Below are 23,506 nucleotides of genomic sequence, written 5' to 3'. Positions count from 1 at the left end.
GCCTATGTTTCTGATCACATGTCCCTATTGCCAGGAAGAACGCTCGGAGCTTGAATTCCGCGCCGCTGGCGAGGCCCATATTGCCCGCCCGACGAATATTGCCGAAATTTCCGATCAGGATTTCGCCGATTATTTCTTCTTCCGCGACAATCCCAAGGGCATCATCTACGAGCGCTGGCGGCATATTCATGGCTGCGGTCGCTTCTTCAATGCCGTGCGCGATACGGTCAGCGACCGGTTCCTCATGACCTACAAGGCCGGTGAAGCGAAGCCCGATCTCAGCGAAGGTCTCCATCCGTCTGCAACCAAGGGAGCTGCCGAATGAGCGGCGCCAATCGTATTCCCGGCTTCGGCCGCCTCACGCCTGCCAGAACCGCCCGCTTCACCTTTGACGGCCGCATCCTCACCGCGCTGGAAGGTGACACTGTGGCGTCTGCGCTTCTGGCCAACGGCATTCATCTCGCCGGACGTTCGTTCAAATATCACCGGCCGCGCGGCATCCTGACCGCAGGACCGGAAGAGCCGAACGCGCTCCTCGACGTCTCCCGCGATCCGTCGCGCCGCCAGCCGAATGTGCGCGCGACCGTGCAGGATGTCTTTGACGGCATGACGGTATCGACCCAGAACCGCTGGCCCTCGATCACCATGGATTTCGGCGCGGTCAACGATCTCTTGTCGCCCTTCTTCGCCGCCGGTTTCTATTACAAGACCTTCATGTGGCCGAAGAGCTTCTGGCACAAACTCTATGAACCGATGATCCGCCGCGCTGCCGGTCTCGGCGTCGCCCCCGATGAAAGCGATGGTGATCACTATGCCAACCGCTATGCCCATTGCGATGTCATGGTGGTGGGCGCGGGTGTTGCCGGATTGACGGCGGCCCTTGCCGCAGCTGAAACCGGCGCCCGCGTCTTTCTCGTCGATGAAAACCCGGTGGTCGGCGGCGCGTTCCGTTACGATACGGGCGCAACCATCGACGGTCAGAACGGCTATGACTGGGCGCAGGCCACGGCGGCGAAACTCAAGACCATGGCCAATGTGACGCTTTTGACCCGCACCACCGCCTTCGGCTATTACAACCACAATTTCATCGCTCTGGCCGAGCGCGTGACCGACCACGTTCCCAATCCGGCCAAAGGCACGCCGCGCGAACGCCTGTGGCAGGTGCGGGCGAAAAAGGTCATCATGGCCACCGGCGCAATCGAGCGTCCGATGGTGTTTGCCAATAACGACCGCCCCGGCATCATGCTGGCATCGGCGGCACGCACCTATCTCAACCATTATGGCGTGGCGGTCGGCGCAAAAGTCGCCGTCTATACCGCCCATGACAGTGCCTATGAAGCGGCCATCGATCTCAAGAAGGCTGGCGTCGCGATCGTGGCGATCATCGACTGCCGCCGCGCGCCGGGGACAAGCGTGCTGGCTGCGGCCAAGGCCGCCGGTATCGAGGTGATCAGCGATCATGGCGTGGTCGATACGGCAGGCCGGTTGCGGGTGAAATCCATCACCATTGCCAGCCGCGGCGGCTTTGACCGGCGCAAGCTTGCCGTCGATGCCGTGCTGATGAGTGGCGGCTGGACGCCTTCCGTCCATCTCTTCTCGCAATCGCGCGGCAAGCTGACATTCGACACGGAAAACCAGCGCTTTCTGCCGAAGATCTATGCCGAGGACGGCATCTGCATCGGTGCCTGCAACGGCACGGATGACATGGCAGCCCTGTTGGCCGAAGCCCATGCCAGCGGGGCGCGGCTGGCGAAGGAGGCCGGGGCAAAAGGCGAAAGCGCAGATGCGCCGAAGGGCGAAAACGCCCATGCCTGGACCGGCGGCATGATTGGCGCTGCCGAAGGCGCCGGCCCCGACGATGCGGTAAAAGCCTTCATCGACTTCCAGCATGATGTCTGCGCCAAAGACATCCGCCTTGCCGTGCGCGAGGGCATGCACTCCATCGAGCATATCAAGCGCTTCACCACCAATGGCATGGCCTCCGATCAGGGCAAGCTTTCCAATATGCATGGTCTGGCAATTGCCGCCGAAATGCTGGGCAAGGATATTCCGGAAGTGGGCCTCACCACCTTCCGCGCGCCCTATACGCCCGTCACCTTCGGCACGCTGATCAACCATTCGCGCGGCGATCTGTTCGATCCCACCCGCAAGACGCCGATGCATGATCTGGAAGCCGAACTCGGCGCGGATTTCGAGGATGTCGGCAACTGGAAACGCGCCTGGTATTATCCCCGCCCCGGCGAGGACATGCATGCTGCCGTCAACCGGGAATGCAAAACGGTGCGTGAGGTGGCAGGCATTTTCAACGCCTCGACACTGGGCAAGATCGAGGTTGTCGGCCCGGATGCGGCGAAATTCCTCAACCTGATCTACACCAATGCCTGGGATACGCTGAAGCCCGGCAAATGCCGCTACGGCATCATGACCCGCGAAGACGGCTTCATCTATGATGACGGCGTGGTCGGGCGTCTGGCGCAGGACCGCTTCCACGTCACCACCACCACGGGCGGTGCACCGCGTGTGCTGGCGCATATGGAAGACTATCTGCAGACGGAATTCCCGGAGCTGAAGGTGTGGCTCACCTCCACCACCGAACAATGGGCGGTGATTGCCGTTCAGGGACCAAAAGCACGCGAGATCATCCAGCCTTTCGTCGAGGGCATCGATCTCTCCAACGAGGCCTTCCCGCATATGAGCGTGGCGGAAGGAACGGTCTGCGGTGTGCCGACGCGGCTCTTCCGCGTCTCCTTTACCGGCGAACTGGGCTATGAAGTCAACGTGCCCGCCGATTATGGTGCCGCCATCTTCACGGCGCTGTGGGAACGGGCGGAAAGCCTGGGGGCCTGCCTTTATGGCACGGAAACCATGCATGTGCTGCGCGCCGAAAAGGGCTATATCATCGTCGGCCAGGACACCGACGGCACGCTGACGCCGGATGATGCCAATTATGGCTGGGCCGTCTCGAAGAAGAAGACGGATTTCGTCGGCATTCGCGGCCTGAAACGCCCTGATCTGGTGCGGGAGGGCCGCAAACAACTGGTCGGCCTGCTCACAAAGGACCCGAAAGAGGTGCTGGAGGAAGGTGCGCAGATCGTCGCCGATCCCAACCAGCCAAAGCCGATGACCATGCTTGGTCACGTCACCTCATCCTATTGGTCGGAAAATCTCGGCCGCTCGATTGCCATTGCCATGGTGGCAGGCGGACGCGCCCGCATGGGCGAAACCCTCTACGTGCCGATGGCAGACAAGACCATTGCCGTCGAGGTGACCGACATGGTGTTTTTTGACAAGGAAGGAGCGCGCATCCATGGCTAAGGCAAAGGCAAAATCGCCCCTGGCTGAACGCCAGACCGTGCTGGAGGGTATGGAAGGCGGCACGGCCCGGGCGCGTATTACGCTTGCATCACCGGCTGCGCGCGTCAATCTCAGAGCAGGCGAAGAGGCGCTTGCCGCCCTTTCCGCGTCACTTGGTCTTGACCTTCCTCAACAGCCGAAAAGCTCGGCGCATAAAGCATCGCGTCTGGCGCTGTGGCTCGGCCCGGATGAATGGCTGCTGATCGACAAGGACGGGGCCGATCTTATGGAGGATTGCGCCAGCTCCGGCACGGTTCACTCTGCCACTGATGTCTCCCACCGCAATATCGGCTTTGTTATGACAGGGCCGGATGCGGCCGCTGCCATCAATGCTGGTTGCCCCCTCAACCTTTCGCTCGAAACCTTCCCCGTTGGCGCCTGTGCGCGCACCGTGTTCGGCAAGATCGAAATCGTGCTTTTCCGAGAAAAGAAAGAGAGTTTCCGGCTGGAATGTTGGCGGTCTTTTGCCGAATACGCATTTGGAATGCTGGAAGAAGGAGCGGCGGATGCCGGTTTTTGACCGGGCCGGGGGGCAGTCAACTTACTCTGTCTCCCGTTGCCTTTGGCCCCGCACTTTCGCACATGCTCTCCGACAAAAACTGCCGAAGACACGGTTTTCTTTCCTCTGAACGCACCCTGCTCACAGCCTGTCAAAGACGCAACACATTATGTGCTGCGTCTCTTCCTGCGCGAAGGCGCAGCAGGCATGCTGGCATTTTCCGCCTCCCGGTCTTCACGCAATTGCCGCAATCGCTCTGTTTTCGAATGGCGCTGAGCCGCTTCCGTGGCGATGATCTGGCGGGCAATAGAGTTTGTCGTCTCTGCCTTGACAACACTTGACGCCCTACCGGGCTTGAAAAAGTCCTCTTTCGAGATGCTCATAGGATCTCCTTTTCTGAGAGGGATTGTCGTGATTATTGGCAGTGCAGGCATGCAAGCTCTACAATTCTGCGATCGCTATGAAACCTTGTTGAGAACGCTCTTAACGTCATAAAACGAAGTTTGGGCGCTTCCCTTATAGCATGGCGTGGTGATGCGTGACGACAGGTCTGTGTCAACGCGCGCGCACGGTCTTTTTCGGCAAAGGCAGAAGGCCTTCCCGTTGTAATTTTTTCTTCGCCATCTTCCGATGCCGACGCACGGCTTCCGCATGCTCGCGGATGCGTTTTTCGGATGGTTTCTCATAGCCGCGCCGAGCGCGTATTTCGCGAAAGACCCCTTCACGCTGCATTTTACGCTTCAAAACGCGCAGGGCTTGATCAACATTGTTTTCTCGAACGATAACTTGCAAAATATCTCCTGACTGAGCGCAAGGCGCTATTTATGGATACGGATGGAATTTGGATTGATCCAGCTTGAGCCTGGTTGCTCGGAGGGTTGATTTTTTGGGCGGGGGACACCACTCGAAAACCCTTCGATATCGTCCTGACGGATATTGCGATCGAAGGTTTCATTTTGAAATCGAACCCTGTATTGCGCTATTCCCTGGCTGTCCGGCAAAATCGCAATGACACGTGCAGGACCCCCGCCATGGCGACCACGCAAGAGGTTCGGCTTCAACAGAATGGTGTCACCGGGGCGACAACGAATAAGGGCCATGATACATCCCAAAGTGGTGAGGAATAATAGACGCGCTTGGCAACAGACCGGCACTGCTTCAGTGCACACAACAACAGGAGAGGAAAAGCGCGAAGCGATATTGGACACTATGCCTTTTCAGGCGATAACATCATTTATTCTTGAAAGAATGTTACAGCGCATCAGCATCAGTCAACATGCTTCCAATCCATGCTTTGTCGCATGGTATTATTGCAGAATCAGTCTAGGTTTGCGCGACAGACTTCTGGGCGCGATATCTCGGTAAAATGGGTCTACCACCTCACCACCTGCCATCTGTGGCGTCGTCATCACGCCGCCGTCAGTCGATCCAGCGTCCATAGACAGGATCAAGGTGACACGATTTACAGCACCTGACGTCTTCTCAACAGCCAATAATCGTCTGTGAGACCCCTTGCCTACCGCACAATATGTCAATCGGTCTCGGTTTAGGGCGCTATGCCGTGACGAAGCAGAAAAACAAAAGGCCGGGCGTGAACCCGACCTCTCACAGTCACTCAGCTTTGCTGCCAGTACATCCGTGGTCAGCGTCAGCGAATGACGAATTATGCTGCGCGAAGATTGTCGGCAGAGCTCTTGCCGGACCGACGGTCCTGCACGATGTCGTAGGTGATCTTCTGGCCATCGGCGAGAGCGCGCAGACCAGCGCGTTCTACGGCAGAAATATGCACGAACACATCGGCGCCGCCATTATCCGGCTGAATGAAACCAAAACCCTTGGTTGCGTTGAACCACTTGACTGTACCAGTATTCATAACGATTTCCTTTCAAAGCAATCGTTGTGGGTCCTGCGATACCTTGCAGGAATAGATCGATTAGTTGAGAGGAGAACCGCCAGAGGCAAAAGCCCTGATCCGACGTCACAAGCAATGGTCGATGGGCTTAAGATAGGCGCAATTTGAAATTTTGCAAGGCCCTTCGACGCTTTTCTTTCATCGACTCTGAAATATACGATTTGCATGACCCTTTACCGCCAGGATTTTATCGTATGCCTGCATAGCCGGAAGCCTGCCCGGCTTCCGGCTATGCTGATTGTCTCGGGCAAACCGGGATCAGAAGCGGTAGGTGACACCCGTTCCGATCAGCCAAGGATCAAGCTTGGCCTTGCCGCTCAGCTTGTTGCCGCCGACGGTGACATCGAAATCCGGACGCAGGAAGATTTTCTTGACGTCGAAATTGATGCCCCAATGATCGTTGATCATGTAATCGGCACCCACCTGCAGGACTGGACCCCATGTGTTCTTCACCTTCAGCGAATCGGCCGATCCCGCCTTCTGATTATAGAACATCGTATAGTTGATACCTGCGCCGACATAAGGCTGGAACTTGCCGAAATTGGTGAAATGATATTGCAAGGTCAGGCTTGGCGGCAGGAACCAGGTCTTGCCGACCTTGCCGAGGCTGGAAATCGAACCCGTGCCGTTGATATTGGCATAGCTTGTGCCAAGGATCAGTTCGGCAGCGATATTCGGTGTGAAGAAATAGGAGAAATCCAGTTCCGGCACGACCGTATCGCTATAGGACAGGCCCGACCCGGCAACGCCGTTGACATGGCCGGAATCGCGCGTGACCACACCCAGCGCCCGCAGACGCACCTGCCATGGGCTTTTTGTCAGTTTTTCGGTCTTTTGCGGCTGGGGTGCGGCATCGACACCCGCCGTCAGATCGGCTGCGGCGGCATAGGCGGTCATGCCGGCAAGTGCGGTTAAAGCAAACAGGGTCCGCATCAGGGGCCGGTTCATCAACATCTCATCTCTCCTGGTCTTGCCCGGCCTGCCGATCAAAGCGGCACCCCGGCACATGCATGTGTGTGGTACGGAGGGGGAGCCCACTCGCATCCCCATCTTCGGCTGCAATCATGGAGAGGAAACCGCTGGCATTGCTTGAGCTGGATCAATATGTAAGGCATGCCTGATGTAAAATCATTGCAATCCTGACTAGCGTGTCATTTCTGCATCAGTTGCAGGATCATCCTCCTCTTTTCATCCAGACATTCACGTTCTTGTGAAGAATCTGTGATGACGAACTCCGCCGAATAAGCAGACACCGTCACGGAACTGATAAATATGGCTCCTAGAGCATTGGCCGGGAAAGGGGAAACCGGTTTCCCGTTCGCACATGCCGCAAATCAAAATTGAGATCTGCAAAGTGTTCTGGCCATACAGCAAGCTCTGCCGGCCTTACTTCGGGGAAAGGGAAAATCATGGCACTCAATCCGCGTCGCATCTCATTGCGCGCCGGTAGCGCATTGGCGCTGTCATCGCTCTGTCTTATCGCGCCCAGCCAGGCTGCTGCGCCCGCCTCCAACACGGCTACACCGATCAAGCATGTGGTGGTGATCTTCCAGGAGAACGTCTCCTTCGATCATTATTTCGCCACTTACCCTAAGGCCGCCAATGTTTCCGGTGAGCCGGCCTTCAGCGCCAGCGCCACGACGCCGAAAGACATCGACACGCTGGCCCATGCCGGCCTTCTCGATAACAACCCGAACAAGACCAACGCCAAGAATGGCGCTGACGCGACAGCCCCCTTCCGTCTTGACCGGACCCAGGCGGCCACCGCCGACCAGAACCATGGTTACACGGCTGAACAAGCCGCTTATGACCACTTTGCTATGGATCTTTTCCCCGCCAATACGGGCAAGGGCAGCAAGGGTGCGGCTGGCGCTTTTGGCACCAAGGGCCAGGTCATGGGCTATTATGACGGCAACACCGTCACGGCACTGTGGAACTACGCCCAGGACTTCGCCATGAGCGACAATTCCTTCTCGACCAATTTCGGCCCCTCGACGCCGGGCGCGATCAACCTGATTTCCGGCCAGACCAACGGCGCCTTCCTACCCCCCGGCTACAAGCTGGAAAAGGACGGCACCTATGATGGCGGTCGCATCGTTCCCGATGGCAAGGGCGGCTGGACGATCATTTCCGACTTCGACCCGACCGGCGACGTCTGCTCCAGCCCGAAATATCCGACGGCTCTGATGAGCGGTCGCAATATCGGCGACATGCTCAACGACCACAACATCACCTGGGGCTGGTTCGAAGGCGGTTTCGACCTGACGGTCAAGAACCCGAACGGCACAACGGGCTGCAAGCGCTCCACCACCTCGGATGTCACCAAGGTGGATGAGGTGGATTACATTCCCCATCACGAGCCGTTCCAGTATTATCCCTCGACGGCCAATCCGCAGCATATCCGTCCGTCCTCGGTCGACGTGATCGGCACCAGCCATGATGGTGGCGCCAACCATCAATACGACATGAACGACTTCTATGCCGTTCTGAAGAACGGCAACCTGCCGGCCGTCAGTTTCCTCAAGGCACCGGCCTATCAGGATGGCCATGCCGGCTATTCCGATCCGCTCGACGAGCAGGAATTCATTGTTCATGTGCTGAACGATCTGCAGAAGTCGAAAGACTGGAACGATACCGCCGTCATCATCCTTTATGACGATTCGGACGGCTGGTACGATCACGCCCATGCCGTAATCAATTCGTCCAACCTGCCGGTCAAGGGCTATGACGTGCTCGATGGCGACCATTGCGGCTCCGGTACACCGCTGCCGGGCGTCAACGGCCAGCCGGTCGAAGGCCGTTGCGGTTACGGCACGCGTCAGCCGCTTCTGGTTGTCTCGCCCTACGCCAAAAAGAACTTCGTCGATCACACGCTCACAGACCAGACCTCGGTCATGCGTTTCATCGAAGACAACTGGATGGGCGGCCAGCGTCTGGGCGGCGGCTCTTTCGATGCCATTTCCGGCTCGCTTGACGGCATGTTCGACTGGTCCAAGGCCCGCACGGACAGGCTGATGCTGAATGAAAAGACCGGCCTGAAGGGCTGATAAAGACTGGAGACCGGATCATGTTTTCTTTTGACCGACAATCCGGTCTCCCCGTTTTCGCGCTCGCAGGGCTTTGCCTTGCGGGGGCAGCTTTCGGCCTGGTGACCACCTCTTCCTCCCGCGCCGCCAATCAGGACAGTGACGGTTACGATACGGTCAAGCTCAGCGCCGTGGCGGAACTGGGCAAAGCCATTTTTTACGACACCTCACTGTCCGGCAGCGGCAAGATGTCCTGCGCCACCTGCCACGATCCGGCCCATCATTATGCCCCGGCCAACGGGCTCGTGGTGCAATTGGGCGGACCGGATCTGAACCTGCCCGGCATCCGCACCGTGCCGACCCTGACCTACAAGATCAACACGCCCGCCTTTTCCGTCGGCCCGGAAAACCCCGCTGAAGAAGCCGCGGAAGCCTCGCCGATGAGTGAGGCGAGCGGCGTGGCGCTTGCCGATCAGAAGGGCCCGATTGGTGGCCCGGTCACGGGCAAGCCCGTGGTCAAGGACATTGCGCCTGCCAGCAATGACGTGCCGCAGGGCGGCCTGTTCTGGGACGGGCGCGCCGACAGTCTGGAAGATCAGGCGATGGGTCCGCTTCTGTCGCCCTTTGAAATGGCCAACCCGGACAAGGCTACGCTCTATAGCAGAATCAAGGTCCGTTACGGCAAGACGCTTGCGGCGCTCTTCGGCAATCAGGTGCTGAACGATCCCGACATGGCGCTGGCGGAAATGGGCTTTGCGCTCGCCCGCTATCAGGTCGAGGAGCCGTCCTTTCACCCCTATAGCAGCAAATATGACGCCTATCTGCGCGGCAAGGCCACGCTGACGGCAGCGGAAAAACGCGGTCTTGCCCTGTTCGACGATCCGAAAAAGGGCAATTGCGCTGCCTGCCATCTGGACAAGATGACCGGTGACGGTCAGATGCCGGATTTCACCGATTTCGAATTCGAGGCTTTGGGCGTGCCGCGCAATCCCGCCATTCCGGCCAACAAGGACCCCAACTATTATGATCTGGGCATCTGCGGTCCGATGCGGCAGGACACATTTTCCAGCCAGAAGCAGAATTGCGGTCTGTTCAAAACGCCGACCCTGCGCAATGTCGCCACCCGCAAGGTGTTCTTCCATAATGGCGTCTATACCAGGCTTGACGATGTGGTGCGCTTCTATGTCAATCGCGACACGCGCCCCGACACCATCTATCCGAAAAAGCCCGATGGCACGGTCGATAAATTCAACGATCTGCCCGCCCAATATCAGGGCAATATCGACTATATCGATGCACCAATGGACCGGAAGCTGGGCCAGCCGCCTGCCCTGAACGAGGCGGAGATCAAGGATATCGTCGCCTTCCTTGGCACTCTGACCGATGGCTGGAAACCTGAGAGCGAAAAATAGCCCGGACACCCCTGAAGCAATCAGGTTTTTAACGATTGCCTGATATAAGTCATGGATTGAACAGCGCTTGCAAGGGGATCATCGATGGCATGTCATGGCTGCCGGGACGCAAAAGGCTTTGAGTCCACCTTTTCCATGGCATTCCAGCCGATTGTCGATATGAGCAGACAGTCAATCTTTGCCTATGAAGCACTGGTGCGCGGCGCAAAGGGTGAAGGGGCGGCAACCATTCTGTCACAGGTCACGGCAGAAAACCGCTATGCTTTCGATCAGCAATGCCGGATCAAGGCACTGGAATATGCCGCCGACCTGAGCAGACGCCAGCCTGAAACGCATCTTTCCATCAATTTCATGCCCAATGCCGTCTATGAGCCACGCGCCTGCATTCGCCTCACACTCGCCACGGCAGAGCGGGTCGGCTTTCCTCTCGACCGGATCATTTTCGAATTCACCGAAAATGAAGCGGTGGATACCGGCCACCTCCTGTCCATCCTTGAGACCTATCAATCGATCGGCTTCAAAACGGCCATCGATGATTTTGGCGCTGGCCATTCCGGCCTCAATCTTCTGGCCAAATTCCAGCCGGATATCGTCAAGCTCGACATGGATCTGGTACGCGGCATCGACCGTGACCGCGCCCGGCATCTCGTCGTGCGCCACACGGTGAACATGCTGAAGGATTTCGGTATTTTGCCGCTGTGCGAAGGGGTGGAAACCATGAGCGAACTGGAAACCCTGGCCGATATCGGCGTCGATCTCATTCAGGGTTACGCCATTGCCCGGCCTGCCTTCGAGGCCTTTGAACAACCGGACATTCCGATCATCAGCAAAAAGGCCAACCGGGTCGCATAAAGTTTCCCTGCCGCTTTTCATATCTGCGGCATCGCGATCAGGCAGAACGGATCAGGATGACGTTTCGCTACTGCATAATTCCTTAAACCGGAATCGGTTTAAGGAGAAAATTATGGAGCAGATTAAAAGTGTTACCGCGTCCTTTGTGCGCCATATATGGCGCACGGCGCTGTTGATCCGTCCTTCCCGATCCATTCCGGCCTTACCCTTGTCATGCCGCCTTGTTGCGCGATGCGCGCGCCAGTTTGCGGCCTGAGGCCACGATCATGCCGACGGCCCCATCGAGCCAGCCGGGGATCAGTTCCAGCGCCAGAAAACGGTCGCGGGCAAAGGGGCCGGGCATGACGAGATGTGCGGTCTTTTCGGCAAAAAAACCGAAGCGCTGATAATAAGGCGCATCCCCCACCAGCAGCACCGCGCCATGGCCACGCTTTTTCGCCTCTGTGATCGCCGCGCGCATCAGGGCCGAGCCAATGCCCTTGCCTTCCTGCGCCGGATCGACGGCCAGAGGCCCCAGCAGCAGCGCATCCACGGCATGACCTTCGCCATTGACCCCGGCTTCAATGTTCCACAGCCGTACCGTGCCGATGACATGGCCCTTGCGGTCACGGGCAACCAGCGCCAGACCCTCGGCCGGAATGCGGCCACGGCGGATCTTCTCCGAGGATTTCTTGCGGCGATCGGCCCCCATAGCCTGATCGAGCAGGTTTTCGCGGGCAACGACGTCAGAGGGGTTTTCAGCATCGACGGTGAAGTCTGGCTGCGAGAAAAACGCGCGCACGACATTGAGAACAGTGGCCATAACAGAGCCTCCGATCCTTAAAAGGAAGTGTTTCCGGGAGTTGTTTTTGTTGTTTTCCGTGCCGGATCAGGTCCGGCACGGTCCAGATCAGATCATGACGATCAGATCACATAAGCCTTCAGCGGATCGAAGCCGTTAAAGGCCACCGCCGAATAGGTGGTGGTGTAGGCGCCCGTGCCTTCGATCAGCACTTCGTCACCAATGGTCAGCGACAACGGCAGCGGATACATGTTCTTTTCATAAAGAACATCAGCGCTGTCGCAGGTTGGACCGGCCAGAACACAGGGTTCCATCTCGTCGCCATCGCGGGCCGTGCGGATCGGGTAGCGGATCGCCTCATCCATGGTTTCAGCCAGGCCGCCGAACTTGCCGATGTCGAGGAACACCCAGCGATGGGCGTCATTGTCCGACTTCTTCGAGATCAGCACCACTTCCGCCTTGATCACACCGGCATTGCCGACCATGCCGCGGCCCGGTTCGATGATCGTGCGCGGAATATTGTTGCCGAAATGCTTTTTCAGCGAGGCATTGATCGCCTGACCATAGGCTTCCGCCGTCGGAATGTCGCGCAGATACTTGGTCGGGAAGCCGCCGCCCATGTTGACCATTTGCAGGTAGATGCCCTGCTTGGCCAATTGTGCGAAAACCCGCTTGGCATCGGACAGAGCCGAATCCCAGGCATCGACCTTGGTCATCTGCGAACCGACATGGAAGGAGACGCCATAGCTTTCCAGGCCGAGCTGATGGGCATAGACCAGAACATCGACAGCCATCTGCGGCACGCAACCGAACTTGCGGCTGAGCGGCCATTCGGCACCTTCGCCATCGGTCAACACACGGCAGAAAACGCGGGCACCGGGTGCTGAGCGGGCGATCTTTTCCACTTCCTCATGGCAATCCACGGCAAAGAGGTCAATGCCGAGCGCATGGGCGCGGGCGACGTCACGCTCTTTCTTGATGGTGTTGCCGAAGGATATGCGATCGGCGCTTGCGCCGGCATTGAGCGCCATTTCGATTTCAGCCACGGAGGCGCAATCGAAATTGGAGCCGAGCGAAGCCAGCAAAGACAGGATCGCCGGCTCCGGATTGGCCTTGACGGCGTAATAGATCGAGCTGTCCGGCAGGGCGCGGCGGAAAGCGGTGTAGTTATCGCGCACCACGTCGAGGTCCACGACCAGGCATGGACCTTCAGGACGGCGGGTGTTGAGAAAGTCGAGAATGCGTGCGGTTGCCATGGTCTGATCCCTTTCCAAGGTCGATAGGCCCGGCCCTGCTCGGAACCGGATGGACAAAGGACGCCGAACATTCGCATGAAACCAGCCGATGGAGACCCTGGCGACATACGATGCGCGGACGCGAGATGGTGAACAAACGCCAGCGCCAAGCGACAGCATTCATCCGCTTTGTCTGCCATGGATTGGTGGGAAAAACCGACCGCACTTCCGGCAATGATGGTGTGCCTCTTCAGTAACCCCGGCTGGTGGAAAGCCGGCAGAGAACCAGAAAGGCCCGCACCGTCGTTGCTTCAAGATGTCCTCGCATTATCCGGTTGGCCGGAAGAGCGACTGGAGGGGTTAGTTCCAGGTACCTTACCGATATCCCTCACCACATCGAGGGTCGGCGGACACCCACAGGCACGTGCGACTTTGGGCAAGCAGGGAGATAAGAAAAACCGCTGTCATAATCAAGTGGTTTTTTGTCCATCTGCAAATTTTTCGTGCGGACAGTCCATCAAGCCGGTTGAACAATGCAGCACATTTGTTCACTTTCATGCCGGTCCGCACAGGAGCAGCCAAATGGATACGCTTACACGCATACGCGCCTTCATCGACGTTGTCGAAGCGGAGGGATTTTCAGCCGCCGCCCGCAAGACCGGGCGCTCCAAGGCGCTGCTGTCGAAATATGTGCGCGAGCTGGAGGATGAGCTGGGTGCACTTTTGCTCAACCGCACCACGCGGCAGTTTTCGCTTACCGAAGCCGGTCATACCTATTATCGCAGCGCCGCCGATATCTTGAAGGAGATCGACAATCTTGCCGATCTGGTGCGCGAGAACAATGCCGATATCCGCGGACGGCTGAGACTGACCGTGCCGCGCAGCTTCATCGATGCCGATGTGGGCCAGTCGCTGATCGATTTCGCCATTGCCCATCCGGCTGTTTCTCTGGACATCGTTGCCGAAGACCGTTTTGTCGATCTGATCGAGGAAGGCTTCGATCTTGGGATTCGCGTCACCCGCCTAGACGATTCCGGCATGATTGCCAGAAAGCTTGCCGATTTCCGCGTCTATGCCTGCGCAAGCCCGGCCTTTATCCAGCGCCATGGCACACTCAACCACCCGTCCGATCTGACGAAAGTGCCCGTCATGATCGACACCAATAATCGCAGCCACAACACCATCCGTTTTCGCGGCCCGGACGGTGACCCCCTGCCTGTTACCGTCTCCGGCCAGATCGAGGTCAACAGTCCGCAGGCAACGCTGCGGGGCGCGCTCTCCGGTCTGGGCGCAGCCATGCTACCGGATTTCATCGCCCGCAAACATATCGAAAGCGGTGCACTGGTCTCGATGTTCGAGGCCTATCTGCCCTCGGATCGTGGTATTTACGCGGTCTATCCCCATCGCCGCTATCTGCCCGCCAAGGTCAGGGCGCTGGTCGATTTTCTCTCCAACTGGTTCAAGCAGAACGGCTGATGCTGCCGCATTTCCGTCCGATTGCGCTGAAATGAGAGATTGACCGCAAAGAAGGCATACCGTCATGTTCAAGGCCCGCCCCGTTCTTCTTGCCGCAGCGCTGTGCCTTGCGCCGCTTTCGGCCTTTGCCCATCCGCATGTCTTTGTTGATGCCACACTCAACATCGTCGCCGGCAGCGACGGCACAGTAAAGGAATTGCGCAACACCTGGCGCTTCGACGAGGTGTTCTCCTCTTCGGTGCTGATGGATTTCGACAAGAATGGTGATCTGAAGCTCGATGCCAGCGAATTGAAGGCGATCGCCAACACCATCCGCACTTCGCTTGGTGATTATGGCTATTTTACCTTTCTCACCGATAATGGCGCCGACATCAAAGCCACGAAGCCGCAGGTGTTCAACGCCGATTACCGCGACAACCGCCTGATCGTCTTCTTCATCACCAAGCCGGCCAAGCCGATCAAGATCAAGGGGCATTTGAGCTTCGGCGTCCACGATCCGACGCTTTATACGGCCATCGATTTCAAGAATGATAGCGATATTTCCGAAACGGGCGATGCCTTCAAGGCCTGCAAGCGCAAGATTGTCCGGCCCAATCCGGATGAGGTGATCAAGCAGAATCAGGGCATGCTGACGGAAGCCTTTTTCAACGATCCGACCGGGACCGATTACGGCAAGCTGTTTGCCGTTCGGCTGGAACTGCAATGCGGTTGAGCCTGCCGGGCCCCTCCTCCCTGCTCCGGCTTGGTTTTGGCGCGCTTCTGGCAGCCGCCCTCTTGCACGCTCTGGCCCCCACTCTGGCCTATGCCGGTTCGCCGCTCGGCATCGGCACGGCGGAACCCTCCTTCGCCATGACCGGGCCGTTTGCAGGCGTCATGCTGTTCGTCAACGAGCACCAGCAGGCGTTTTACCGGGCGCTGACCGGGGCGCTGCGTGACATGCGGCAGGATACGCATGCGCTCTGGCTGTTGATCGGTCTCTCCTTTGCCTATGGCGTCTTTCACGCAGCCGGTCCCGGCCACGGCAAGGCGGTGATCTCCTCCTATATGATCGCCAATGAAATCCAGCTTAGGCGCGGCATCGCCATCGCCTTCGTCTCCTCCATGGTGCAGGGGCTGGTGGCGATTTTTGCCGTCGGGCTGATTTTCCTCACCCTGCGTGGCACCGGCTTCACGCTGACCCGCGCCACGGACACGATGGAGGCGGCAAGCTTTGCGCTGGTCGTTCTCTTCGGCTGCTGGCTGTTTTTGCGCAAGACCCGGACACTGATCCGCGCCCGCCCGCAAAAGGCAGCCTTGCCCCTCTCCGGCACGACCGCCCCGCTTTTTGCTGGCGCAGGCACAGGCACATCTGCGGCAACCGGCCTGCTGTTTCAGGCCCAGGCCCTTGATCATACCCATATCGGCCCGGAAGATGGAACATATTGCGAAGACTGCCGCGGCGCCCATATGCCGGAACCCGCTTTGCTTGGCGCGGAACGGTTCCATCTCAGGGAAGCCTGGTCGGCCATTATGGCCGTGGGCCTGCGCCCCTGTTCGGGCGCGCTTCTGGTCATGACCTTTTCCATGCTGAACCGGCTTTATCTCGGCGGCATTCTTTCTGTCGCCGCCATGGCGCTCGGCACCGCCGTGACCGTTTCGGCGCTTGCCCTGGCCGCTGTCGGCGCCAAAGGTCTGGCGCTGCGGCTTTCCGGCCCCGGGTCTGCCACGGCACGGCGTGTCGGCACCATCATCGAACTTGGTGGTGCGCTTTTCGTCATTCTGCTCGGGATGGTGCTGCTGATGGCCTCACTGGCCGGGGATCACATTTCATCCTTATGACGCCGCTGATAGCGGGCGCGCAGCCAGAAGACCGCGAAAAACGACAGGATGATCAGCGCCCCGACAAGGGCCGCCAAAAGCGGCGACACCGCACCGATCCACAGGACCAGTGTCGGCATCAGCATCAACAGCGCGGCAAAACCGATGAGGATCAGTGCGGCGGCAATGGCGGAATTGCGATCCTTCGGCGTCATGACACCGCCTTGGTCTGACCTGCGGCGCGAATATCCTCAAGCCTCTGACGCTGCTGTCCCGCCGCATCGAAATTCTCCGGGGAGAGCCAGGCCTCAAACGCCGCTTTCAGACCCGGCCATTCCGTATCGATCATCGAAAACCAGGCCGTATCGCGGTTCCTGCCCTTGGAAATCATATGCTGGCGAAACACACCCTCGAAGGTGAAGCCATAGCGCGCCGCCGTAATCTTGCTCGGCTCATTACGATTGTCGCATTTCCACTCATAGCGGCGATACTGCAGACCCTCGAACACATGGCGCGCCATCAGATAATGCGCTTCTGTCGACAAAGGTGAGCGCTTCATCGCCGCAGAATGGGCGACACCACCCACCTCGACCACGCCATTCAACGGATCGGCGCGCATATAATTCGCCATGCCGACCACGGCATCCTTCGCCTTGTCGATGAACACATGGGTGAGCCAGCCGCCCTTCTGCACCCCCTGCAGCCAGAGATCGAAATCCTCGATGCCCTTGAAATAGGGCTGGCTGAAATAATCCAGCGTCGGATTGATCTCGAGACCGCCAAAGGCATCCCACAGCGCCTGAAGATGGATGGCGCGATCATAAGGGATAATACGGACGAAGCGCCCCTCCAGTGTTACCGGCGACGGCGCTTCGACTTTATACTGGCTTAGATCCTGCATGACGGCCTCGTTATTTTGCGTTCAAGCAGGATTAGGTCAGGCAGCAAGGCAAGGCAATGGCATTCGGGACCGCATCAGCAAGTCTCATCAATACCATTGCGGATATCAATGATCAGGCCTTCAACGAGCATGCCTCTTCGGCCAGTTTGGTGATCCCGGCCCAGTCACCGGCAGCGACCAATTCCTTCGGCGCAACCCAGGAGCCGCCAACGCAGACGACATTCGGCAGCGACAGATAATCGCGGGCATTCTTCAGCGAAATGCCGCCCGTCGGGCAAAACAGCGTACCGGCCAGCGGCGAAGACAGCGACTTGAGATAGGCAGCGCCGCCTGCCTGTTCGGCGGGGAAGAATTTCAGCACTTCATAGCCCTTGTCGCGCAGCAGCATGACTTCGCTTGCCGTGGCAGCGCCCGGCAGAAGCGGCACGTCCGAACCGGCGGCGGCGGCCAGCAGTTCCGGCGTCGTCCCGGGGCTGACGATGAACTGAGAGCCAGCTCTGACGGCCTGATCGAAATGCGCCGGATTGAGAATGGTGCCCGCACCGGCAACAGCGCCTTCAACCTCATTGGCCACCCGCTCGATGGCCTCGAGCGCTGCGGGCGTGCGCATGGTGATCTCGATGGCTTTGAGCCCGCCCGCCACCAGCGCGCGCGCAAGCGGCACGGCACTTTGCGCGTCTTCAACGATCAACACCGGCACCACCGGCTGAAGTTTCAGCACCGAAAGCAGTCTGTCCGTTTTCGCAGCCATGAGACACTCCCTTTCAAACGATTTAATCGATCCTGATTATCGCGACCTGCCGCATCTGTCGAGCCATGCGCTCGATCAATCAGCCAGCTTTTGCGCCATGCTATTGTCAAATTCACGACAGTCTATAGACTGCGCGCGTTACAAAGGGATGGACAAGCGGCCATGGCCAAGGAAATAGAGCGTAAATTCCTGATCCGTAACGATGGCTGGCAGGCGCATGTCAGCAAGGTTTCCCGTTTCTGCCAGGGCTATATCCTGTCCGAAGACGACCGCTCGGTCCGTATAAGGATCAAGGACCAGTGCCAGGCCACCTTGACCATCAAGATCGGCCAGGCCGGTCTTTCCCGCGATGAGTTTGAGTATGACGTGCCGCTGGCCGATGCGCTGGAACTGATCGGCAAGGCCCGCGGAGCCGTTATCGAAAAAACCCGCTACAATGTCGAATATGGCGGCTATCTGTGGGAAGTCGATGTGTTCGAGGGCGATCATGCCGGTCTCATTGTTGCGGAAGTCGAGCTGGAAAATGATCGGGAAGACCCGCCGCTGCCGCCCTGGGTGGGCCGCGAAGTCACCGGCGACAAACGCTATTCCAACCAATGGCTGGCCCATTCCCGCCCGCAGACCGAAAAGCGGAAATGGCCTATCGTTTAAGGCCGGACGGCGATTTTTTCCATGACGCCAGCGCCTTGCTGTCGGCCCTGCTCCATCAGGCTGCAAACCTGCTGGACGGCCATGACACAGACAACCGGCACGACGCGATCCACAAGGCACGCAAGAAGCTCAAGCGCGCCCGTGCGCTGCTACGCCTTTTCAAACCCGCCGTGAGCGATCTCGCGCGCGCTGAAAATCGCCGTCTGAGCAGCATTGCCGCTTCACTGTCTGCCGTGCGCGATGCCACAGCACTGATCGAAACCACCGATGACCTGCTAAGGGACAGCTGGAACGAACGGCAGTTTGAGGCACTTGAAGAACTTCGCCCGTTGCTGATGGCCCGTCGCGACCGGATTGCCGAAAACGAGGCAGATCTGGCAACAAAAATGGCGCAGGCGGCAAAAGGATGCCGGGAAGCGGCAACCGCGCTCGATCATATCGCCTTCGGCAACCGCCCGGCAAAGGTGGCGAAAATGCTGAAGAAGGCATGGCGGAAAACCATCCGCAAAGCGCTTTTCGCCATGGAGCAATGCCGTCAGGGCAGCCACGGCGAAAGCTATCACGACCTGCGCAAAGCAACCCAGACCTATTGGATGCATCTGGCACTGGTTGCCGATCTCTGGCCAAGTGTCTTTGCCCTGAAACGGGAGCGGGCCAAGACACTCACCGACCTGCTCGGCCATGAAAACGATCTCTCAGTGCTGACAGCCGTCATCGACCGCGAAACATTGCCCTTTGGCAGCAGCGAAACCCTGGCCCATCTCCTGGAAATCATCATTGGCAAGCAGCAGAGCCTGCGCCGTGATGCCCTGATGCTGGCAGAAAGCCTCTATGCCGACGGAGAGGTGCTCGAAGCAGAAACGATCGGGACACTCTGGCTCAAGGCGGTAACGGAGAGGCAGGCTTGACAAAATTCAAACTTCGCCAGACTTGACGAAATCCGTTGATTCCTGCCGGGTTTGGCGGTATTGCGCCGATCCATGACCGATGATCTTTCCATTCCTGCCCATGAAGAGGGTGGCGCGTTTTGCGTGGCCGCGCTCTATCATTTTGCCGCCTTTGCCCGATTTGAAGCCTTTCGCCAGCCGCTTCTGACGCTTTGCCGTGACAATGGCGTCAAGGGCACGCTGCTTCTGGCGCATGAGGGCATCAACGGCACCATCGCCGGCACGGATGACGGCATAGCCGCCGTTCTTTCGTTTCTGCGCGCCCAGCCGGAATTTGTCCATCTGGTGCACAAGGAAAGCAGGGCGCGGACCATGCCTTTCCTGCGCATGAAGGTGCGGCTGAAAAAGGAAATCGTCACCATGGGCGTCGAGGACATCGACCCCAACAGGATCGTCGGCACCTATGTCGAGCCGAAAGACTGGAACGCGCTGATTTCCGACCCGGAAACCATCGTCATCGACACGCGCAACGATTATGAAACCGCAATCGGCATCTTTCGTGGCGCGGTGGACCCGAACACCAAGACCTTCCGTGAATTTCCCGACTGGGTGAAGAACAATCCCGGCCTGCACAACAAGCCGAAAATCGCCATGTATTGCACCGGCGGCATTCGCTGCGAAAAGGCCACCGCCTTCATGAAGCAGCAGGGCTTCGAGGAGGTTTATCACCTCAAGGGCGGCATTCTGAAATATCTCGAAGAGGTGCCGGAAGAGCAAAGCCTCTGGGATGGCGCCTGCTTCGTCTTTGACGAGCGTGTTTCGATCACCCATGGTCTGAAACAGGGTGAGCATCGCCTCTGCCATGCCTGCCGCCACCCGATCACGGCAGAAGATGCGGCCTCTCCACTGTATGAGGAAGGCGTCTCCTGCCCCCATTGCCATGACAGCCGCAGCGAGGAAGACCGGGAACGGTATCGCCAGCGACAAAAGCAGATCGCCCTTGCCAAACGTCGCGGCGAAAAACATCTCGGCGACTGAGACACTGCATTTAAAGATTTATCAAATATTAGGAATACAAAATAAATAGAGGATGAAATTTATTTCACGGTCCTCCACCCTCTCTATTGTATCGACTGCCTTTTAAACCGGCAGGAAATACGGCAGTTTTATAGTTTTCTTAAGACAGCTTCGCCATATTTTGCCTATCGCTGGAGGGCAAGTGATGGCGAGACTTATACTCTATGTTCTATTGTGTTTTTTCATAACATTCCAACTTCATACATCGCCAGCCAAGGCAGATGATGGCAACACGATCTACTACAATTCCTATGGCAACAAGGATAAGACGCTTGGCTTCAAGGTTCTGCAGCTTGCCATTGAAAAATCGGGCAAGCCTTATCAGTTGAAACCGTCCCCCATGGGGTACAATACGACGCCAGCGATGATTAACGCCCTTGCTGATGGGTCGAAACTGGACATTGCCTGGGTCAATGCGACGAAAGCCTTCGAGGGCAAGGCGCTAGCGGTGCCTTTTCCGATTGACCGCGGCCTGGTCGGCTATCGTATCTTTCTGATCGACGGCGCCCGTCAGGACGAATTTTCCCGCATCAAAACGCTTGACGATCTGCGCCATTATATCGGTCTTCTCGGCATTGGCTGGGCGGATGTCGATATTATGCGCAAGAACGGCCTGACTGTGCGCACCGCTCCGCAAAAGAACCTCTACCGTATGACGGTCGGCGGCCGGGGCGACTATTTCTCCCGCGCCATCAACGAAGCCTTCAACGAACAGGCCGCACAGGTTGCCACCGCTCCGGGTCTGGCTGTCGAAAAGACCCTGATACTGCATTACCCCTCCGCGGCGATTTTCTACGTGCCGAAATCCAGACCGCAACTGCGCGATGATCTCCTGAACGGGCTGAAGCTGGCCTGGCAGGACGGTTCCTTCAAAAAAGTCTTCATGGCCGATCCGGATGTGCAACTGGCCTTTACCAAGGGCGATCTGAAAAAGCGAACGATCATCGACATCCATAATCCCAACCTCCCGCAATCCATGCTGGAGATGGACAAGCAATATTGGCTCAATCCGAGGGAATGACCGGACGCGTCATCGTTCGTCACCATTCTATCCATGTCAGGACACTCCCATGTTCAAAAGCAAATCCATCCGCACGCAGGTCATGGTTCCCTCGCTGGCGCTCATTCTGGCTGGCTGTGCCGCGTTGAGCATCTATTCCGGCTGGTCTCAGGCCACAACCGCCAAAACCATGTTCGACGACAAGGTCAAACTGAGCGCCTCGATGACCACATCGGGCGCATCGACCGCCATGTGGCAGTTTGATAAAGGTCTGGCACAGGACACGTTCCAGCCTATGGCCACCGATCCGGATTTTCGCGCCGCCCTGATCCTCGACGACAAGGGCAAGCCCTTTTATACAGCCGGCGACAGTTCCGTGCTCGACAAAAGCTCCGGCTCAGCGGGATCAACCACAGACAGCACGGACCTGCGCACCGTCTCGATACCGCTGCATCATACCGAAGAAGGCAAGGACATGACCATCGGTAGCATGGTGCTGGCCTATGACACCTCCTCGATCTCCCGCAAGATCTGGAATTCACTTGGCGGGCTTGCCCTGATCGCAGCCTTGACCATTCTTGCCTCGGCTCTGGCGCTGATGGTGCTGCTGCGTTCGATCATCCGGCCGCTCGTTTCCCTGTCCAATGTGATGAACATGCTGTCCAAGGGCGCGCTCGACACGCCTGTGCCCAGTCAGGACCGCGGTGACGAAATCGGCGACATGTCCCGCGCAGTGCAATATTTCAAGGACAGTGTCGTTTCGGCCGAAAATCTGCGCCGTGACGCCGATGCCAACCGCGATCTGGTCGAAGTGGAGCGTCGCCAGAAAGCCGAGAGCGACCAGCAGCGCGTCAGCGAAATGGCCAAGGCCACCAACAGTCTTGCCAATGGTCTGCGCGCGCTTGCCAAGGGCGACCTGACCATTGACATTACCGAACGTTTCGCGCCCGAATATGAGGAGCTGCGCAGCAATTTCAACGATGCCGTGCGAGAACTGCGCCAGACACTGACCGTCGTCGTCTCCGCCGCCATGAACATCGATGCCGGCACGAAAAACATCGCCGGCAATACCAACGATCTTTCCCGCCGCACCGAACAGCAGGCCGCCTCTCTGGAAGAAACCGCCGCAGCCCTGGATGAGATCACTGCCAATGTCTCCTCCTCGCTGAAACGCACGGAAGAGGCCCGTCGCGTGGCGACCGAGGCCGATCGCAGCGCCTCCAAATCTGGCGAGGTCGTGGCCCAGGCCGTGGACGCCATGAGCCGGATTGAAGAAAGTGCAGCCCAGATTTCCAACATCATCTCGGTCATTGACGAGATCGCCTTCCAGACCAATCTTCTGGCGCTCAATGCCGGTGTCGAGGCCGCCCGTGCCGGTGATGCGGGCAAGGGCTTTGCCGTCGTTGCCCAGGAAGTGCGTGAACTGGCCCAGCGCTCGGCCAATGCCGCCCGGGAAATCAAGGCCCTGATCAGCAATTCAGCAGCACAGGTTGAGGAAGGCGTCAAGCTGGTGTCCAATACCGGGACCGCGCTGAGCACGATCAGCGGGCTCGTCGGCACCATCAACGAGCATGTCGCCGCCATTGCCATGTCGGCCCGCGAACAGGCGACCGGGCTTGGCGAAATCAATACCGCCGTCAACCACATGGACCAGAACACTCAGAAAAATGCCGCCATGGTCGAGGAAACCAGCGCGGCCTCCGCCTCGCTGGCCAGCGAGGCCAATCGTCTCAGGGATCTGGTCGTGCGCTTCAATCTCGAAACGCAAAGACACGGGCAGAATTTCGATCGCGCCGCCTGATCTGCCGAACATGACAGCATCGTGCTTTTGATCAAACGCACGATGCTCCACAATCGATTTCGATTTCACGAATTATGCAGTCAAAATGCCGGAC

24 protein-coding genes are annotated in these 23,506 nt (G+C 58.2%); 14 read left to right on the top strand and 10 right to left on the bottom strand.

Annotated elements, in window-relative coordinates; translation table 11 throughout:
* Window positions 1-4: 4 nt before the first annotated feature.
* From NAC44_RS00590 to NAC44_RS00580, 3 genes are read left to right on the top strand one after another with little or no spacing between them, the layout of a single operon-like run.
* Window positions 5-325 (top strand): sarcosine oxidase subunit delta, encoded by a 321-nt coding sequence (locus NAC44_RS00590; RefSeq protein ID WP_250936837.1) that lies wholly within the window; start codon window positions 5-7, stop codon window positions 323-325.
* Window positions 322-3,315 (top strand): sarcosine oxidase subunit alpha, encoded by a 2,994-nt coding sequence (locus NAC44_RS00585; RefSeq protein WP_250936835.1) that lies wholly within the window; start codon window positions 322-324, stop codon window positions 3,313-3,315. The genes NAC44_RS00590 and NAC44_RS00585 overlap by 4 nt, the downstream gene beginning before the upstream one ends.
* A complete protein-coding gene (locus tag NAC44_RS00580; protein WP_250936833.1) occupies window positions 3,308-3,874 on the top strand; it encodes a sarcosine oxidase subunit gamma in 567 nt (188 codons plus the stop codon). Before NAC44_RS00585 ends, NAC44_RS00580 begins: the two co-directional genes overlap by 8 nt.
* Before the next feature lie 146 nt (window positions 3,875-4,020).
* Here the strand turns inward: NAC44_RS00580 and NAC44_RS00575 are convergent, their stop codons facing one another.
* The 5 genes from NAC44_RS00575 to NAC44_RS00555 all read right to left on the bottom strand — a co-directional run bounded on the left by NAC44_RS00575 (window position 4,021) and on the right by NAC44_RS00555 (window position 6,713).
* On the bottom strand, window positions 4,021-4,236 hold the full coding sequence (locus NAC44_RS00575; protein ID WP_250936832.1) for a hypothetical protein: 216 nt from the start codon (window positions 4,234-4,236) through the stop codon (window positions 4,021-4,023).
* A gap of 172 nt (window positions 4,237-4,408) precedes the next feature.
* Window positions 4,409-4,645 carry a 30S ribosomal protein S21 gene (gene rpsU, locus NAC44_RS00570; RefSeq protein WP_250936830.1) on the bottom strand — a complete coding sequence of 79 codons (237 nt, stop codon included), beginning with the start codon at window positions 4,643-4,645 and terminating at the stop codon, window positions 4,409-4,411.
* A 26-nt stretch (window positions 4,646-4,671) separates the two neighbouring features.
* Window positions 4,672-4,953: a cold-shock protein gene (locus NAC44_RS00565; RefSeq protein ID WP_250936828.1), complete on the bottom strand. Its 282-nt coding sequence runs from the start codon at window positions 4,951-4,953 to the stop codon at window positions 4,672-4,674.
* A gap of 563 nt (window positions 4,954-5,516) precedes the next feature.
* Entirely contained in the window at window positions 5,517-5,726 is a 210-nt protein-coding gene (locus tag NAC44_RS00560) for a cold-shock protein (protein WP_250936826.1), read from the bottom strand.
* 297 nt (window positions 5,727-6,023) lie between these two features.
* Entirely contained in the window at window positions 6,024-6,713 is a 690-nt protein-coding gene (locus NAC44_RS00555; protein WP_250937596.1) for an OmpW/AlkL family protein, read from the bottom strand.
* A 461-nt stretch (window positions 6,714-7,174) separates the two neighbouring features.
* Here NAC44_RS00555 and NAC44_RS00550 point away from each other — a divergent pair, with 461 nt between their 5' ends.
* From NAC44_RS00550 to NAC44_RS00540, 3 genes are all read left to right on the top strand, one after another.
* Window positions 7,175-8,812: a phospholipase C gene (locus tag NAC44_RS00550; protein ID WP_250936824.1), complete on the top strand. Its 1,638-nt coding sequence runs from the start codon at window positions 7,175-7,177 to the stop codon at window positions 8,810-8,812.
* A 20-nt stretch (window positions 8,813-8,832) separates the two neighbouring features.
* A complete protein-coding gene (locus tag NAC44_RS00545; protein ID WP_250936822.1) occupies window positions 8,833-10,203 on the top strand; it encodes a cytochrome-c peroxidase in 1,371 nt (456 codons plus the stop codon).
* 135 nt (window positions 10,204-10,338) lie between these two features.
* A complete protein-coding gene (locus tag NAC44_RS00540; protein WP_250936820.1) occupies window positions 10,339-11,055 on the top strand; it encodes an EAL domain-containing protein in 717 nt (238 codons plus the stop codon).
* A 211-nt stretch (window positions 11,056-11,266) separates the two neighbouring features.
* Here NAC44_RS00540 and NAC44_RS00535 read toward each other — a convergent pair whose 3' ends face one another.
* Window positions 11,267-11,857 (bottom strand): GNAT family N-acetyltransferase, encoded by a 591-nt coding sequence (locus NAC44_RS00535; RefSeq protein ID WP_250936818.1) that lies wholly within the window; start codon window positions 11,855-11,857, stop codon window positions 11,267-11,269.
* 101 nt (window positions 11,858-11,958) lie between these two features.
* The gene (gene odc2, locus NAC44_RS00530) at window positions 11,959-13,092 is read right to left on the bottom strand and encodes an ornithine/lysine decarboxylase (protein ID WP_250936816.1); all 1,134 of its coding nucleotides are present in this window, start codon (window positions 13,090-13,092) and stop codon (window positions 11,959-11,961) included.
* 561 nt (window positions 13,093-13,653) lie between these two features.
* Here odc2 and NAC44_RS00525 point away from each other — a divergent pair.
* The 3 genes from NAC44_RS00525 to NAC44_RS00515 all read left to right on the top strand — a co-directional run bounded on the left by NAC44_RS00525 (window position 13,654) and on the right by NAC44_RS00515 (window position 16,365).
* Complete coding sequence (locus tag NAC44_RS00525; protein WP_250936809.1) at window positions 13,654-14,547, top strand: LysR family transcriptional regulator; 894 nt, start codon at window positions 13,654-13,656, stop codon at window positions 14,545-14,547.
* Window positions 14,548-14,611: 64 nt separating this feature from the next.
* Window positions 14,612-15,259, top strand: a complete 648-nt coding sequence (locus tag NAC44_RS00520; RefSeq protein ID WP_250936808.1) for a DUF1007 family protein — start codon at window positions 14,612-14,614, stop codon at window positions 15,257-15,259.
* Window positions 15,250-16,365, top strand: a complete 1,116-nt coding sequence (locus tag NAC44_RS00515) for a nickel/cobalt transporter (protein ID WP_250936807.1) — start codon at window positions 15,250-15,252, stop codon at window positions 16,363-16,365. The genes NAC44_RS00520 and NAC44_RS00515 overlap by 10 nt, the downstream gene beginning before the upstream one ends.
* On the opposite strand, the gene NAC44_RS00510 is transcribed toward NAC44_RS00515, so the two are convergent.
* The 3 genes from NAC44_RS00510 to NAC44_RS00500 form a co-directional block, all read right to left on the bottom strand.
* Window positions 16,347-16,559 (bottom strand): hypothetical protein, encoded by a 213-nt coding sequence (locus NAC44_RS00510; RefSeq protein WP_250936806.1) that lies wholly within the window; start codon window positions 16,557-16,559, stop codon window positions 16,347-16,349. The two genes, NAC44_RS00515 and NAC44_RS00510, sit on opposite strands and share 19 nt — an antisense overlap.
* A complete protein-coding gene (locus tag NAC44_RS00505) occupies window positions 16,556-17,245 on the bottom strand; it encodes a GNAT family N-acetyltransferase (protein ID WP_250936805.1) in 690 nt (229 codons plus the stop codon). The genes NAC44_RS00510 and NAC44_RS00505 overlap by 4 nt, the downstream gene beginning before the upstream one ends.
* Window positions 17,246-17,357: 112 nt before the next feature.
* Window positions 17,358-17,996: a 2-dehydro-3-deoxy-phosphogluconate aldolase gene (locus NAC44_RS00500; RefSeq protein ID WP_250936804.1), complete on the bottom strand. Its 639-nt coding sequence runs from the start codon at window positions 17,994-17,996 to the stop codon at window positions 17,358-17,360.
* 162 nt (window positions 17,997-18,158) lie between these two features.
* Here NAC44_RS00500 and NAC44_RS00495 point away from each other — a divergent pair, with 162 nt between their 5' ends.
* From NAC44_RS00495 to NAC44_RS00475, 5 genes are all read left to right on the top strand, one after another.
* Window positions 18,159-18,647, top strand: a complete 489-nt coding sequence (locus tag NAC44_RS00495) for a CYTH domain-containing protein (protein WP_250936803.1) — start codon at window positions 18,159-18,161, stop codon at window positions 18,645-18,647.
* Window positions 18,632-19,555 (top strand): CHAD domain-containing protein, encoded by a 924-nt coding sequence (locus NAC44_RS00490; protein WP_250936802.1) that lies wholly within the window; start codon window positions 18,632-18,634, stop codon window positions 19,553-19,555. Before NAC44_RS00495 ends, NAC44_RS00490 begins: the two co-directional genes overlap by 16 nt.
* Before the next feature lie 72 nt (window positions 19,556-19,627).
* Window positions 19,628-20,572, top strand: coding sequence for an oxygen-dependent tRNA uridine(34) hydroxylase TrhO (gene trhO, locus NAC44_RS00485; RefSeq protein WP_250936801.1), 945 nt, complete (start codon window positions 19,628-19,630; stop codon window positions 20,570-20,572).
* Window positions 20,573-20,756: 184 nt separating this feature from the next.
* Entirely contained in the window at window positions 20,757-21,632 is an 876-nt protein-coding gene (locus NAC44_RS00480; protein WP_250936800.1) for a substrate-binding domain-containing protein, read from the top strand.
* 49 nt (window positions 21,633-21,681) lie between these two features.
* The gene (locus NAC44_RS00475; RefSeq protein ID WP_250936799.1) at window positions 21,682-23,412 is read left to right on the top strand and encodes a methyl-accepting chemotaxis protein; all 1,731 of its coding nucleotides are present in this window, start codon (window positions 21,682-21,684) and stop codon (window positions 23,410-23,412) included.
* Window positions 23,413-23,506 lie beyond the last annotated feature (94 nt).

The sequence above is a fragment of the Allorhizobium sonneratiae genome (assembly GCF_023700755.1).
Lineage (GTDB): Bacteria > Pseudomonadota > Alphaproteobacteria > Rhizobiales > Rhizobiaceae > Allorhizobium > Allorhizobium sonneratiae.
Note: the sequence above shows the minus strand (reverse complement) of the source record. Positions and strands in the feature narration are given on the sequence as shown.